13 protein-coding genes and 1 other RNA gene are annotated in these 13,812 nt (G+C 34.3%); 10 read left to right on the top strand and 4 right to left on the bottom strand.

The window, feature by feature from the left end; translation table 11 throughout:
* The first annotated feature begins 277 nt into the window (after window positions 1-277).
* The gene (gene rsmI, locus C1Y58_RS22050; protein ID WP_105619015.1) at window positions 278-1,135 is read left to right on the top strand and encodes a 16S rRNA (cytidine(1402)-2'-O)-methyltransferase; all 858 of its coding nucleotides are present in this window, start codon (window positions 278-280) and stop codon (window positions 1,133-1,135) included.
* 54 nt (window positions 1,136-1,189) lie between these two features.
* On the opposite strand, the gene C1Y58_RS22055 is transcribed toward rsmI, so the two are convergent.
* Entirely contained in the window at window positions 1,190-1,453 is a 264-nt protein-coding gene (locus C1Y58_RS22055; protein WP_105618895.1) for an AbrB/MazE/SpoVT family DNA-binding domain-containing protein, read from the bottom strand.
* Window positions 1,454-1,933: 480 nt separating this feature from the next.
* Here C1Y58_RS22055 and C1Y58_RS22060 point away from each other — a divergent pair, with 480 nt between their 5' ends.
* The 3 genes from C1Y58_RS22060 (at window position 1,934) to C1Y58_RS22070 (ending at window position 5,283) form a co-directional block, all read left to right on the top strand.
* Window positions 1,934-2,509 (top strand): nucleoside recognition domain-containing protein, encoded by a 576-nt coding sequence (locus C1Y58_RS22060; RefSeq protein ID WP_105618897.1) that lies wholly within the window; start codon window positions 1,934-1,936, stop codon window positions 2,507-2,509.
* Window position 2,510: 1 nt separating this feature from the next.
* Window positions 2,511-3,041 carry a spore maturation protein gene (locus tag C1Y58_RS22065; protein ID WP_105618899.1) on the top strand — a complete coding sequence of 177 codons (531 nt, stop codon included), beginning with the start codon at window positions 2,511-2,513 and terminating at the stop codon, window positions 3,039-3,041.
* Between the two features lie 172 nt (window positions 3,042-3,213).
* Window positions 3,214-5,283, top strand: a complete 2,070-nt coding sequence (locus C1Y58_RS22070; RefSeq protein ID WP_105618901.1) for a diguanylate cyclase domain-containing protein — start codon at window positions 3,214-3,216, stop codon at window positions 5,281-5,283.
* Window positions 5,284-5,347: 64 nt separating this feature from the next.
* Here C1Y58_RS22070 and C1Y58_RS22075 read toward each other — a convergent pair whose 3' ends face one another.
* Both C1Y58_RS22075 and C1Y58_RS22080 read right to left on the bottom strand, forming a co-directional pair.
* Window positions 5,348-6,037, bottom strand: a complete 690-nt coding sequence (locus C1Y58_RS22075) for an anaerobic ribonucleoside-triphosphate reductase activating protein (RefSeq protein ID WP_105618902.1) — start codon at window positions 6,035-6,037, stop codon at window positions 5,348-5,350.
* Entirely contained in the window at window positions 6,037-8,142 is a 2,106-nt protein-coding gene (locus tag C1Y58_RS22080; protein ID WP_105618904.1) for a ribonucleoside triphosphate reductase, read from the bottom strand. The genes C1Y58_RS22075 and C1Y58_RS22080 overlap by 1 nt, the downstream gene beginning before the upstream one ends.
* 486 nt (window positions 8,143-8,628) lie before the next feature.
* Between C1Y58_RS22080 and fucU the strand changes: the two genes are divergently transcribed.
* From fucU to recR, 6 genes are all read left to right on the top strand, one after another.
* Entirely contained in the window at window positions 8,629-9,057 is a 429-nt protein-coding gene (gene fucU / locus C1Y58_RS22085; protein ID WP_105618906.1) for an L-fucose mutarotase, read from the top strand.
* Between the two features lie 30 nt (window positions 9,058-9,087).
* Window positions 9,088-9,567: a tRNA adenosine(34) deaminase TadA gene (tadA, locus tag C1Y58_RS22090; protein ID WP_105618908.1), complete on the top strand. Its 480-nt coding sequence runs from the start codon at window positions 9,088-9,090 to the stop codon at window positions 9,565-9,567.
* 113 nt (window positions 9,568-9,680) lie between these two features.
* Window positions 9,681-9,943: signal recognition particle sRNA large type (gene ffs / locus C1Y58_RS22095), an RNA gene on the top strand.
* Between the two features lie 202 nt (window positions 9,944-10,145).
* Window positions 10,146-11,765 carry a DNA polymerase III subunit gamma/tau gene (dnaX, locus tag C1Y58_RS22100; protein ID WP_105618910.1) on the top strand — a complete coding sequence of 540 codons (1,620 nt, stop codon included), beginning with the start codon at window positions 10,146-10,148 and terminating at the stop codon, window positions 11,763-11,765.
* Between the two features lie 65 nt (window positions 11,766-11,830).
* A complete protein-coding gene (locus C1Y58_RS22105) occupies window positions 11,831-12,178 on the top strand; it encodes a YbaB/EbfC family nucleoid-associated protein (protein WP_105618912.1) in 348 nt (115 codons plus the stop codon).
* Window positions 12,178-12,777: a recombination mediator RecR gene (gene recR, locus C1Y58_RS22110; protein WP_105618914.1), complete on the top strand. Its 600-nt coding sequence runs from the start codon at window positions 12,178-12,180 to the stop codon at window positions 12,775-12,777. Before C1Y58_RS22105 ends, recR begins: the two co-directional genes overlap by 1 nt.
* Before the next feature lie 115 nt (window positions 12,778-12,892).
* On the opposite strand, the gene C1Y58_RS22115 is transcribed toward recR, so the two are convergent.
* Window positions 12,893-13,747 carry an AAA family ATPase gene (locus C1Y58_RS22115; protein ID WP_105618916.1) on the bottom strand — a complete coding sequence of 285 codons (855 nt, stop codon included), beginning with the start codon at window positions 13,745-13,747 and terminating at the stop codon, window positions 12,893-12,895.
* Window positions 13,748-13,812 lie beyond the last annotated feature (65 nt).

Consider the following 13,812-nt stretch of genomic DNA (forward strand, 5'->3'; position numbering starts at 1 on the left):
ACGATACTGAATATTTATTCAATATCATTATGATTGCTTCACATAAGTATTTGATGTGTGAAGTTTTAGTATATAATAATAATAATATGTTTATATTGTAATTTCAAGTCAAATCCTGACTGATAAGAACTTATTTTAAAAAAATACCCTTTTCCGCATAGTAATGCTTATGTGGTCAGCACCATAGATTTCGGTTATAATAGAATTAACTCACATAAAGTGTAATTCATTCAATCGAAGAAATAATATAATGGGATATAAGAAAGTAGGTAATTCTATGGCATACGGAAGTTTATTTCTTGTAGCAACGCCTATTGGCAACTTAGATGATATGACTATTCGTGGTATTAATACATTAAAAGAAGTGGATCTTATTGCATGTGAAGATACACGACATACAAGAAAGCTATTGAATCATTTTGATATACACACATCAACAACAAGTTATCATGAACATAATAAACATGTTAAAGGCAACCAATTGATCAAAGATTTAAAAGATGGAAAAAATTTAGCCTTAGTTACCGATGCAGGTACGCCAGGAATATCCGACCCTGGTGAGGAATTGGTAAAAGCTTGTTTAGATGAAAGTATAACAGTAACATCTTTACCTGGGGCAGTGGCAGCAATTACATCTCTTATCATTTCTGGACAACCTACACGTTATTTTTGTTTTGAAGGTTTCCTGCCTACAGATAAGAAGAAAATGAAAGAAAGATTATCTTTATTAGAAAATGAGACAAGGACTATCATCCTGTATGAAGCACCTCACCGATTAAAACAAACATTGACAAATCTCTACAAAACTCTAGGAAATCGACAAATTTCGATAACTAAGGAGTTAACTAAGAGGCATGAGAAGGTCATTCCAACAACACTCGAAAATAGTTTAATTTATTTTGAAGAGAATGAACCTAGAGGAGAATTTGTTCTCATCATACAAGGCAAAGATTTAAGAAAAATTGAAGAAGAGCAAATAGAAAGCTGGATGACATATGATCTCAATCAACATATGGGTATTTATTTAGATCAAGGACTTAGTAAAAAGGATGCTATGAAAAAAGTTGCTAAGGATAGGGGCATATCCAAGCGTGAGGTATATGCACAGTTAGAAAAAGAGAAAGAAAAAATATAAGAAAAAGAGCAAGGTTTAACCTTGCTCCTGTTTATCTAAAACTTTATTAGCTTATTATTCTTCGATTTTTAAGCCAGCTTGTCTAGCCATGTCAATGATAGATGCTTTAGATACTTTTTTACCTTTGTACTCAATTAAGTCATCCATTTCACCTGTAAAGATGTCAGCTGGTTGATATTTCTTTAAAATAATTCTTTCATCGTCAACGAAAATCTCTAAAGAATCTTTTACATTAATATCGAAATTTCTACGTAATTCGATAGGTAAAACCACTCTTCCTAATTCGTCAACCTTTCTTACGATACCTGTAGACTTCATTTTTTCCACTCCTTCTTCTCTCTTTTATATCTCTTTTTGTAAAAAATTAAAAAAAAATAAAAATTTACTTCGACAATAACTAACAATGTAATAATACCATATATATCAAAATTAGTCAACATAATTTTGATATATTATATAATGCTGCAATTTTGTTAATTGTTAGTAATTCTGATTGTAATATTATGTATTAACAAATCAACACAAAGTAAGTATTTATTCTATTATACGATATTATTTGTCAAACACAAGTGGAGCCTTTAAAAATTCATCATATTGTAATAAATTCTGCAAAATTTTTTAATATTCTCTGTAATACTACAGCAATTTTAATTTTAAGATTGCATCTGGAGGATTTATCTTGTATTTTTAAAGGTGCTTAGAAACCGGGAAATGGGTTAAACGAGGATGTTCTAAAAATATTAATATTACCATAAATATATAATTAAGTAACAAGTTAGTTATGGAGGATACTATTGAATGCTTAATTATATATGGGCGGGAATGATTGTATTAGCCATCATTGTAGCCTCATACAACGGAAGCCTAGATGATGTTACACAAGCAGCTATCGACTCATCTAAAGAAGCTGTAAGCCTTTGCATAACATTATTAGGTGTTATCTCTATGTGGATGGGGCTTATGCGTATTGGTGAAAAAGCCGGATTAATCAGTAGTCTAACCAAAAAAATGAGACCGATTTTACGTTTTTTATTTCCTGATGTACCAGATCATCATCCAGCGCAAAAATATATTGCAACCAATATGATTGCAAATGTTTTAGGTTTAGGATGGGCAGCTACACCACCAGGTTTAGAAGCAATGAAAAGTTTACAAGAGCTCAACAAAGATAAAAAAGTGGCAAGTAAAGCCATGTGTACATTCCTTATTGTCAATATTTCATCAGTGCAAATACTTCCAGTTAATATTTTAGCCTATCGATCTCAATACGGCTCTGCTAATCCATCTGAAATTATTGGTCCAGCCATTGTAGCCACATTAGCTTCTACATTAGCAGGTGTTATCTTTGCTAAAGTTATGGAAAAGGTGGGATAGAATGAAGCTTATAATGTTAATATCAGACTTACTCATTCCCTTAGTTTTCATTTTAATCATCGTATACGGGTTAACAAAAAGGGTAAAGGTCTTCGATGCTTTTGTAGAAGGAGCAGCTGATGGATTCAAAATTGTTTTAAAAATAATGCCAACTCTTATTGGATTAATGGTAGCAGTAGGTATATTTCGAGCATCTGGTGCACTTGGTTTATTGACTGGAGCTCTCAAGCCAGTGAGTGACCTCATGAACTTTCCATCTGAGTTAGTACCTATTGCATTAATGCGAACAGTTTCAGCTTCGGCGACACTGGGCTTAGTTCTAGATATTTTTAGGACATTTGGACCAGATTCAACTATTGGTAGAATGTGCTCCATAATGATGGGGTGTACTGAAACAATTTTATATACCATGTCCATTTATTTTATGACAGTCAATATACGAAAAACCAGATACACACTACCAGGAGCTTTAATAGCTAATCTAGCGGGTATTATCGCTTCTGCCATATTAACCTATAAAATTTTCCCTTAAAAAAATCCAACCTTATTCAATATTTCAATTTTTTATTTCAATATATGAACAAGAAAGGAAAAAAGGTTGATACACTCGTAGAAACTGATTATAATAGGATTAAGAAACATTACCCCAATCAACTAAGTACTTTTTGTGACGTAATCCTATCAATAAACGGAAGAGTGATTTTATGACAAAGAGTGTAGCGAACCAACAATATATTACCGAGATGGAGAAATATAGTTTTGTTGACCCCAAAAAGTGTTATAGCTTCGCTAAATCTGTTTATGAGAAATATTCAGATACAGAGGATAAGAGAATTTGTGCCTATGGTCTTTATTATATGGCTAAGAGTAAAAGACATTTGAATGAGTGGGAAGTTGCAGAAGTTTACATATTAAAAGCTCTAAGGCTTGTTGAAGAAGTAGAACTAAGAATTCATATGTATCTAGAATATACAGCCATTCTTAAAGACTCTAGCAATTATCAATTAGCTTATGAATACTTATATGCGGCCTACGATGAATCATTTAAAATTGGCAGCGAAAAAGAGATATTCCTAAAAATATTTAATTCATTTGGTGTCATGTATGCTGAAGTCGGAGAAACAAAAAAAGCATTAAAGAGCTTTTTACAATGTACGGAATACGTGACAGAAACAGACGTTATACATTACACCATTATTCATCTAAATATTTGTGAAAGCTATATAAAATTAGGTGAGTTAGAACTAGCAAAATTTTATGCTGAAAAAAGTAAGCAAGCGTTAAGTGACAAAAATATATCCGTTGTATGGAGTTATTATTATAATCTTGTAACTCAGATTTACATTAAATTAGAAGATTATCAACAGGCATTAATCCATATAAATGAGGGGATTAAGCTAACGATAAATGATAAAACAAATGATTATATCCAATTTATGAACTACAAAGCTGAAATACTAAAACATCTATGTAAGAAAAAATGTGCCATTGAGTATTATCGATACGCTCTGAAAACGGCTGAAGAAAAAGGTTTTGATCCTGCTATAGAAACAGCCTTAAAAGGCTTAATAGAAATATATGAGTCATTCCAGAACAGTGAAGAACTTATTAAATACCTTAAGTTGTTTTATGATTACCAAAATACAAAAGAGAAACAACGACAGGTTACTCTTAGAAACAGTATGAAATCAGTTGATGAGAAGTTTGAATCCCATAAGAAGGTTATGCGATTGCAACGTCAAAATGAAATGTTACATCGTATGAATAAATCAGTTAAACATATCCATGACTTATGTAAAAATATCTTATTAAAAAGTGAAATGGATTCTGTATTTTCAGAGTTGCATCACAACATCTTATCCTTAACGCAAGCAGATATTTTTGGAATTTGTTTACTCAACGATAGTAAGACTCGCATTATCGTTAACTTCTTTAACTTGGACAAGCGTTCTGCAATTAAAGGTGAGTTACCTTTTGATAAAGAGCAAAATATCATTTCAAAGGTTATTAAAGAAAAAGAGCATCTCTACATTAATGACCTTAAGCAGTACAAAGGTAGCTTTAAAGTGTTAGACTCAAATGATGGTTCCGTAAGTAAAACGACAACCATGCGATCAGTAATTTACATTCCCCTCTATGATGATATGGAGGTATTTGGTGTCATTACAATTCAAAGCAGCCGTGAAAATGCTTATACTCAAGAAGATATTGAGTTGATGGAAATTATTGCGTCCTTTGCATCAGTAGCCATACGTAATCTAACAAAATCCAAACAGCTTAATCGCTTATCAACAAGAGATCCATTGACTAACTTATATAATAGAAGAGCTTTACAAGATAAGGTCCATAATATGACATCAGAACGTGTTGCCATGCTCTTTATCGATATTGACTATTTCAAAGAATACAATGATTATTATGGACACTTGAAAGGTGATGAATGTATTCAAACAGTGGCTAATGTGCTACAAGAAGTATTAGATCAAGAAGACTTTATTGCTAGATATGGTGGTGATGAATTCATTATTGTTCTAAAAGATGCAACCAGTAGATCTCTTATGAAATCAGCAAATGCAGTAAAAGAGAAGATGGATCAGCTGAAGATAGGACATAAGAATTCAAAAATTACTAATCATGTGACACTGAGCATCGGTGCCGCCAATATGCAGTTGACTGAGGAGAGCTCCATTGACGACATATTACATATAACCGATAAAGCTCTATACGAAGCAAAAGCTAGAGGCAGAAACCAAATAGCCTTCTTGTTTGGATAATTAAGTGTTAAGCATATAAAGTAAGAAACAAGCATATGAAAAATGACTTTCATATGCTTGTTTTTTATATACCTCTGACCTCAACTCTTTTAAAGAGGGAGGTCAGATGCTCCTGCCAACTTATTAGTGTTTCAGGTTCGTAGGCCGAGAACTGACAATTTTGACCTTCTTGATAACGGTATTGCTGTAAACAGAAGCGATCACAACCATTGATCTCCTCAGATATAGCTTCAAGATCTTCAAGATCATGTAAATCTTTCATAATCGTTGTACGAAATTCATGAGATATACCGCTAGCTTTTATAAGTTGAATGGACTCTTTGATTTTGCTGTAATCAAGAGCCTTAAGTCCACAAGTCTTGGCATACTTACTGGGACTATTCTTTATATCCATAGCAATGTAATCTACAAGATTATCTTCTATAAGGTTTTGTAAGATAGAAGGAGAATAGCCGTTGGTATCTAATTTCACCTTCATACCCAATTTTTTCACTTCCCTAATAAAGGGAAGTAAATTCTTTTGTAAAGTAGCTTCTCCGCCAGTTATGCAGACGCCATCAATAAGACCTTGTCTTTTTTTCAGATGGGCTAAAATAACATCAGTTTGTATGATCTCATCAGAGCCTTCATCTAAGATAAGGGAAGGGTTATGACAAAAAGGACAATTAAAGTTACAACCACTTGTAAAAACAGTAGAAGCTATATTACCTGGAAAATCCAGAAGAGAAGTTTTAATAAAACCTTGTATGTTCACTAACTCACCTGAAAAGTTTGGCGCTCAGCATATTCTTCACGCTTACCTTTATTCCAGTTTTGAACAGGACGATGGAAACCAACGATTCTAGTCCAAACCTCTGCATCTTTCTGGCAAGTTGGGCAATTAAAATGTTCACCAGAAATATACCCATGATCTGGGCAGACAGAGAATGTAGGTGATACCGTAAAATAGGGTATTTTATAGTTAGTCATGACTTTCTTAATGAGCATCTTACATGTTTCGATGTCTTCGATACGCTCACCTAAGAAACCATGAAATACTGTTCCACCAGTATATTTTGTTTGAAGATCTTCTTGAAGCTCAAGGGCATCAAAGAGATCAGGAGTAAATCCAACAGGCAATTGGGAGCTGTTAGTGTAATAAGGTTCATCTTCACCTGCTACCAAGATATCCTTAAATTTAGCTTGATCCAAGCGAGCAAGTCGGTAGCCTGTACCCTCAGCTGGTGTAGCTTCTAAATTATATAGATGACCTGTTTCTTCCTGATAATCAGAAATTACTTCACGCATATAGTCAAGAACTTTATTAGCAAAGGCTTGTCCAGCTTCTGATGTTATGTCTTCTTTACCATTAAAGAAGTTAAGGATACATTCATTCATACCATTAATACCAATGGTACTGAAGTGATTTTTCCAATAAACACCGAAGCGTTCATGAACTGTTTTTAAGTAATGGCGACTATAGGGGTAAAGTCCCATTAATGTATTTTTTTCAATAACTTGTCGTTTCGTCTCTAAAGATGACTTAGCAAGCTCCATTAGACGATGTAGTTCTTCATAGAATTTATTCTCTTCTCTATATAAATAGCCTAAACGCGGTAAATTAATGGTTACAACGCCAATACTACCTGTTAGAGGATTAGCTCCAAAGAGACCACCGCCTCTTTTTCGTAATTCACGATTGTCCAATCGTAAACGGCAGCACATGGAACGTGCATCTTCAGGTGACATATCTGAATTAACGAAGTTGGCGAAGTAAGGAATACCGTATTTAGCTGTCATCTCCATGACTTTATCAATAACAGGATTACCCCAGTCAAAATCGCCGGTTATATTATAGGTTGGAATTGGGAAAGTGAAGATCCTACCTTTGGCATCACCAGCCATCATAATTTCACAAAAAGCTTTGTTAATCATGTTCATTTCCTCTTGGAATTCCCCATAGGTATGATCCTGAATGAGTTCTCCACCTATAATAACAGGTTGGTCAGTAAGAGTTCTAGGACATTCCAAATCCATGGTTAGATTAACAAAAGGCGTTTGGAAACCAACTCTTGTTGGAACATTTAAATTAAAAATAAATTCTTGCATGCTTTGTTTAACTTCTTCATAGGATAACTCATCAAATCGAAGGAATGGTGCCATATATGTATCGAATGAAGAAAATGCTTGTGCACCAGCTGCTTCACCTTGAAGAGTATAGAAAAAGTTAACCAGCTGACCTAAAGCTGTCTTGAAATGTTTGGCTGGACTACTTTCTATCTTACCTTCTACGCCGCCAAAGCCTTTTAGTAATAAATCTTCCAGACTCCAACCACAACAATAAGTAGATAACAAACCTAAGTCGTGAATATGTAAATCGCCATCTACATGGGCATGACGAATATTCTCATTATAAATTCGGGTTAACCAGAAGTTCTTTGTTACTTCAGAAATCATATGATTATTGAGACCTTGCAAAGAAAAGCCCATATTAGCATTTTCTTTAACTCGCCAATCATGCTGTGTTACATAATCTGTAACCATCTTCTCTGCATCCAATAACGCTATTTTACCTTCTCTAATTTCTTTATGTTTAAAACGGTATAGGATGTACTCTTTTGCAGCTTCTTTTTCACCCATTTCAATAAGGGTATCTTCCACTAAATCTTGGATTTCTTCAACTGTTGGGGCTTGGCCATCGTGTTCATTTCTATTTAGTTTATAGACCACTTTATCACATATAGCTTGTGATAAGTTTTGCAGTTGAATAAGTTTACGATCCTTATTGGAGGTTACCAGACTACAATAAATAGCATTTTTGATTTTTTCTTGATTAAAAGGGCGTATGGACCCGTCGCGCTTAACAATATTTGTAAGCATATAAATTCCCCTCTCACTGTACTTTCTAGCCAGGTTTTAAGTGTGGCTTCTTCACTTTAGTAGATGATTCAACGCTCATTTAATTGTTTAACGTTACTCCCAAAATGAGGGTTGATTAAATCATAAATAGTGCTGAAAGGTGCTTAAAATCAAGTTATTTCTCTATATTTAGAACTTGTCCCAAACACAATATCTAGCATTATAATTATAATGATTTCCATATATAGTTGTCAAGGAAGGTGGAAGACTATGACAACGGTTCCATAGAGGAATACATAAGACTTAGCACCATTAAAAAATTTTTTTCAAGTATCTTTTTAAAATTTTCCAATTATTTTGGATGCCATCTTGTATGTAATGTAAATACTTGAACGTTAAAAAATTGTGGTGAAATAATTGATTTAGTGATAAAATACTAATGAATAAACTGATAAGTCAGTGATTAATTAAAGAAAAGTAAGAAATAATTAAAAGGAGGGATACTCTATGTTAAAAGGAATTCCAAGTATATTATCACCTGAACTACTAAAAATCTTAATGGAAATGGGACATGGTGACGAGATTGTTATTGCAGATGGTAACTTTCCATCAGAATCTATGGGACAACGAGTTGTTCGATTAGATGGCCATGGTGTTCCAGAAATTTTAGATGCCATATTAAAGTTCTTACCACTAGATACATACTCAGTAAAGCAAGTTGCTTTAATGAAAGTAGTTAAAGGTGATCCTACTGTACCCGTTATATGGGATACTTATAAGGAAGTCATTAAGAAGAATGAAGGCGATAAAGCGATCGAAGAGGTTGAGAGGTTTGCTTTCTATGACCGTGCAAAAGAAGCTTATGCAGTGGTTGCAACAGGAGAGACAGCATTATATGCTAACATTATTCTAAAAAAAGGTGTCGTCGTTGAATAAGAGATATATTCGTTACAAAGGAGTAGAGCAATGGACCAACAACATGAATACTATATGGAAATAGCATATGATTTAGCTAAGCAGGCATACCAAGAAGATGAGGTTCCAATTGGAGCAGTAATCGTTTACCATGATGAGGTCATTGGGAAGGGTTATAATCAAAGAAACGGCAAAAAGAGTACCTTAGCCCATGCTGAGATTCAAGCTATTAATGAAGCATCACAGTATATAGGGGATTGGCGATTAGAAGAATGTACGATGTATATCACTTTAGAGCCTTGTCCTATGTGTGCAGGTGCTATTGTTCAAGCCCGAATACCTCAAGTTGTCATGGCTTGTCGAAATCCAAAGGCTGGGTGTGCAGGTTCCATTGTTAATTTACTCCAAGAACCTAAGTTTAACCATCAAGTAGAGGTCATGGAAGGTGTTTTAGAAGAGCCCTGTAGTCAGCTATTGAAGCAATTTTTTAAAGCAATGCGGCAGCAGCAAAAACACAAAAAAAACAAATAGAAAAAAATGTAATAATTGTAATAAGTTTTTAAACTCTTACGGTTGACAAACACTTATAAAAGTAATATACTAGAGAAGCAGTTTTAGTACTGCCTTAATAAGTCATAAATTTTCCGTGCAGCCGGGGAGGTAGCGGTGCCCTGAACCTGCAATCCGCTATAGCAGGGGTGATGTTGAGCTGAGGCTGTCAGTCTGTAAGGTCTGCCCTTAGCAAGTGGTAATGACGATTGGGTCTTGCGCAACAGAAATTTACGAACCGTGTCAGGTCCGGAAGGAAGCAGCACTAAGTAAACACTTCTGTGTGCCGCGAGGGTGCCTGGTCCGAGCTAACTGCTGAGGTAACGCTTGGAGATTGCTGTCGAAGCGAAACGCACGGATTTAATTATACTAACAAGACCCTATGCAGGGTCTTTTTTAATATCCAGCTGTATAGGGCATTGTTGTCTTTCCAGCAAGCGTAATAGAATTTTTTACATACTTAACTCCCTAAAGAATGATTTAGTTATAAGTTAAACTTTTATATATAAACTACTTTGTTTTAGAGTTAAAGTTTGATATATTATATATGAGGTGTTTATATGGGATATTTAGCCTTATATCGTAAGTGGAGACCTAAAACATTTGAAGATGTCATCGGTCAAGATCACATTGTAAAAACATTAAAAAATCAAATTAATGCAAGTCGTATTGGACATGCCTATCTGTTCTGCGGTACAAGGGGAACAGGTAAGACCTCAACAGCGAAGATCTTTGCAAAAGCTTTGAATTGTGAAGCCTTAGTTGATGGTGAGCCATGTAATCAATGCGAAGCTTGTTATGCTGCAAATGCAGGTCAAGGAATAAATGTTATTGAAATAGATGCAGCGTCCAATAATAGTGTTGATAATATTCGTGAGATTCGTGAAGAAGTCAAGTATACTCCAACAAAGGGAAGATATAAAGTCTATATAATAGATGAGGTGCATATGCTTTCAGTAGGAGCTTTTAATGCATTACTTAAGACATTAGAAGAACCACCAGAGCATGTTATTTTCATCTTAGCAACAACAGAACCTCATAAAATTTTACCGACCATTCTTTCCAGATGTCAACGTTACGACTTTAAGCGTATTGGTGTCAGCGAAATTGCGTCACAAATCAGCGATTATATGGGACAAGAAGGCACAGACGTTGAAGAACAAGCTATTAAATATATAGCAACCTTAGCTGATGGATCTATGAGGGATGCTTTAAGTATTTTGGATCAATGTATAGCTTTTTACTTGGATCAAACCATAACCATGGACATGGTTCTCGAATTACTAGGAGCAGTGGATCAGGGTGTATTCTTTGATATGACGGAAGCTCTTGTAGCAAAAGACAGTTTAAAAGCTATTCAGCTTATTGATAAAGTTATTGCTGACGGAAGGGACATTAATCAATTTGTTTTACATTTGATTAAACATCTTAGAAATCTTCTTGTTATTCAATCGACAAATGGACATGGGGATATCTTGGATTTATCTGAAGAGAATGTTAAGCGTTTAATGGACCAAGCAACTCAGGTATCTTACCATGATTTAACACGATTTTTAAGCACGTTATCTAGTATTGAGAGTGCTTTGAAATATGCCACACAAAAAAGAATACTACTTGAAATTAATATCATTAAGTTATGTCAAGTAGAAACAGACCAATCCTTTGATGGACTTATGGTGCGCATTAAAGCTTTAGAAGAAAAAATTCAAAAGGGTGTTCAAGTAGTCGCTGCACCAGCGGGACAAAAACAACCAAAAACTGAGATAATAAAGCCGACTAAAAAACCAAAGGCTGTTCCAGATGAAGTTAAACAAGCTGCAAAGAAATGGACAGGTGTTAAAGAACGAATAGCAAAAGCTAATCCATCTATGCTGGTAGTATTAGATCATCTAACAGCCGGTTATATATCAGACGATATTCTATATTTAGTGTGTCAAACAAAGGTACAAGAAGATATACTAAAAGAAGATGAAAATCGTCGATTGAATGAAATCAATGAAACTTATGAAGAGGTTTTTGGTAAACGGTTCAATATCCGCCCTATCAATCAACAAGAATATGATAGGTTATACGCTACTTATTATGGTAACACTACAGAAGAACAAGCGGAACCAGATAATGAAGAAGATCAAATTAAAAAGATTATGGAAAAAGTTGATTTTCCAATTGAAGTTCAATAATATATTGACCTTTAAAATATTTTCTAATTGCAAATTATTTTTTGGAATATAAGGAGGAATAAAACATGGCTAGAAAAGGTGGATTCCCTGGAGGTATGCCAGGTAACATGAATAACTTAATGAAACAAGCACAAAAGATGCAAAAGAAAATGGCTGATATGCAAGAAGAGTTAGATGCAAAAGTTGTAGAAGCAACTGCTGGCGGTGGTGCTGTTAAAGTAAAAGTAACAGGTAAAAAAGAACTTGTTGGTGTTGAACTTGCTGAAGAAGTTGTTGATCCAGATGATATTGAAATGCTTCAAGATTTAATCATTGCGGCAGTTAATGAAGCAATGCGCCAAGCTGATGAAATGGTTAACGGCGAAATGTCAAAAATAACAGGTGGAATGAACTTACCTGGAGGCTTATTTTAATGAACTATTATGGGAATCCCATAACTAATCTCATTGATGAATTAGCAAGATTACCTGGTGTTGGACGAAAGACTGCTCAAAGATTGGCTTTTTATATTATAGATCAACCTGAAGAGCAAGTAGATCGCCTATCATCAGCTATAAAAGAAGCAAAGAGTAAAGTAAGGTATTGCAAAAAATGCTGTACCTTAACAGATTCTGACCTCTGCCCGATATGTGCATCACCCAAAAGGAATGATTCCATTATTATGGTCGTTGAAGATCCAAGAGATATGGCTGCTTATGAACGAACCAATCAGTTCGAAGGACTATATCATATACTACATGGAGCAATTTCTCCCATGGCAGGGATAGGACCTTCTGATCTTAAGATCAAGGAACTTATTACCCGCATAGGTACAGAAGGCATTAATGAGGTCATTATAGCAACGAACCCTAATGTAGAAGGTGAAGCAACAGCTATGTACATAGCAAAGCTTCTAAAACCTTTAGGTACAAAAGTTACCCGAATAGCTAACGGAGTACCTGTCGGTGGTGATCTCGAATACATCGATGAAGTAACTCTATCGCGTGCATTAGAGGGAAGAGTTGAGTTATAATAAGAAAAAAGTTTTATCACAAATAAAAAAGTCCTATCAAAAATCATGGTCATGGTGAGCAAAATCTCATCCACAACCATGATTTTTTTTATCCATATGGTGTTACCTAATGCTATTAAAATTCATTATCATGTAATTTAAAGAATTCATAGTATTTACGTACGTTATCTAATTCTGTCCATCGTTTTATATCAACTGGAGCTTCATCGAGGTCATATATTTTTGCTCCTCGCATGGCAAGAAGAAACGGTGAATGAGTAGATATAATAAATTGACATCCAAAAAAACGTATAGAGTCCTCAATAAAACTCTTTAATTCTATCTGACGATTTGGAGAAAGACTGTTCTCAGGCTCATCCAATAGATAAAGTCCATTTTCACCAATACTTTCAGTAAAATATCTGTATGCACTTTCTCCATTAGAATATTCCCTTACATTATCCATCAATTCACTTCTCACGAATCTTGACTGTGTTTTACGTCTAACATTATTTACTTTTTTTAATTGTTCATAATCTGCAATCGACTCTAGTTGAAAATTAGAATATTTCGTGTCCAAATATTCTTCAAAAAGTTCTTCTCTTTTTAAGTCAATCCCCTCGTTTAGGTTACGTATATTCAACATATAGTCAAATACATCATCACTTGTGATAATTCTGCTATTTTCTGTAACGTCAGCATCAAGAGACATCTTGCACATATTGACATAGTCAGGAAAGAAATTAGATTTATTATAGACTGAATCGCGCCTGAGGCTTATTTTTTCTGCTATAATATTTAGTGCTGTTGATTTTCCCGAACCATTTCCACCATATAAAATAGTAATAGGATTAAAATCAATTCTCTCAAGACCATGGGCTGATAATATCTTAAATGGATAATAAGAGTCATAGCATGTTCTCTTTATATTATATATAAAGTCGGATTCCATATCTTCATCAGGAAATGTGAAATAATTTAAATAAATCATATGTCTCCTTTCTTGCCTATTAATCAATTAATCATTTGTTCTTGGACTACCAATAATATACATTA

The sequence above is a fragment of the Vallitalea okinawensis genome, from assembly GCF_002964605.1.
GTDB lineage: Bacteria > Bacillota > Clostridia > Lachnospirales > PQDH01 > Vallitalea_A > Vallitalea_A okinawensis.